Source organism: Shewanella sp. SG41-4 (genome assembly GCF_014164505.1).
Lineage (GTDB): Bacteria > Pseudomonadota > Gammaproteobacteria > Enterobacterales > Shewanellaceae > Shewanella.
Genome location: NZ_JACJFI010000536.1, coordinates 1 through 1,722 on the forward strand (window position 1 = coordinate 1; position 1,722 = coordinate 1,722).

General features: G+C 41.1%; 2 protein-coding genes. One reads left to right on the forward strand and one right to left on the reverse strand.

What is annotated here, in order from left to right:
* A partial coding sequence (locus H5202_RS21965; protein ID WP_182773905.1) for a TetR/AcrR family transcriptional regulator occupies positions 1-422 on the reverse strand: 422 nt, incomplete at its 3' end.
* Positions 423-618: 196 nt separating this feature from the next.
* On the opposite strand from H5202_RS21965, the gene selD reads away from it, so the two are divergent.
* Positions 619-1,674, forward strand: coding sequence for a selenide, water dikinase SelD (selD, locus tag H5202_RS21970; RefSeq protein ID WP_182773906.1), 1,056 nt, complete (start codon positions 619-621; stop codon positions 1,672-1,674).
* Positions 1,675-1,722 lie beyond the last annotated feature (48 nt).

The following is a 1,722-nucleotide window of genomic DNA, read 5'->3' on the forward strand; positions in this document are numbered from 1 at the left end:
AAGTATTGACTTAGTTGAGACTCAACATTAGAAAATAATGACTTAATCAACCCAAGGTGAGCAGCAGGTAAAGGCTGGTCATCTGTCATTGTTAATTCAAATACCAATCGGAAACAGCGTCGATTCGCTAAAGCAAACTGGCTATAAACTAATGCCATTTGCTCAATTGTTTGTTTTGGCGTGGTCGGTTTAATTAACTGTAACTGCACAGCTAGTTGTAACAATGTTTGTTCAGATACAGCGAGTAATAAGTATTGGTAACTACCAAAAATATTAATTAACGTACTTGGCACGTAACCAATAGTTGTCGCAACTTTTCGTAAACTTAAGTTATCAACACCATGGCATTGTAAATGCTCAACCACAGCACTAATAGCCATATGGCGGATCTGCTCATGCGTATGCTCTTTTCGTCTCGCCACAATACCAACCTAAAAATGATATGCACCTTATTAAGTTGATAAATTAACAGCAAACAAAATAAAAAACAACGTTCATAATAATTATTTTTTTAATTAAAAATACACGACTAGGTTTGATAAACCGCGAATAACCAAGAAATAATCCTTGAGAAACATTATAATTGCTCATCAATAAGCCAGCGACAGAAACATAACCATGCCTCATACCGATATAAAACTAACCGAATATAGTCATGGCGCAGGCTGCGGCTGTAAGATCTCTCCTAAAGTCTTAAGCACCATTCTTGCGTCACAACTTCCAGTATTTACTGACCCCAATTTATTAGTCGGTAATCAAACCCGTGACGATGCTGCAGTTTATAAACTCAATGAGCAAACCGGCATTATCAGTACCACCGACTTCTTTATGCCCATTGTGGATGATCCATTTACCTTTGGAAGAATTGCCGCAACCAATGCCATCAGCGATATTTATGCCATGGGCGGCACGCCAATTATGGCTATTGCGATATTAGGCTGGCCGGTTAATGTATTGCCACCAGAAGTTGCCCAGCAAGTAGTTGATGGCGGACGTCAAGCTTGTGCCGATGCAGGTATTATGTTGGCTGGAGGTCACAGTATTGATGCTCCTGAACCTATTTTTGGTTTAGCGGTTACAGGCCAAATCCCGCTTGAGCGAGTAAAACAGAACAACACTGCCAAAGCGAATGATCGTCTATATCTCACCAAACCGCTTGGTATTGGCATTCTGACTACAGCGCAGAAACAGAAAAAGTTGCGTGATGAAGACAGTCAAATTGCCCCAAATGCGATGTGTCAGCTCAACACGATAGGTATTGATATCGCTAAAATTACTGGGGTTAATGCATTAACGGACGTCACAGGATTTGGACTAGCGGGTCACTTAATAGAAGTCTGCCAAGGCGCACAACTTAAAGCTAATATCGTTTTATCCCAAGTCCCTTTACTCCCTAAAGTCAGTGATTACCTCGCTCAAGGTTGTATTCCAGGTGGCACACATCGCAATTTTGACAGTTATAGCGAACATTTGCCGCCATTAACAGATGACCAGAAAGCGATTATTTGCGATCCACAAACCAGTGGAGGACTATTAGTTGCCGTGAGTGCAGAGGCTGAACAGGAACTTAAAACACTATTAGAAGCCAATGGAATTGACGCTATTTGTATCGGCATGCTCAATACCTATGAACCTCATACTGACGGACACGATATTCTTGTGGAATTAAACTAATGAGCGAGGTCATCCCCAGCTCAGAATATGGCAGACTTCTATTAGAAA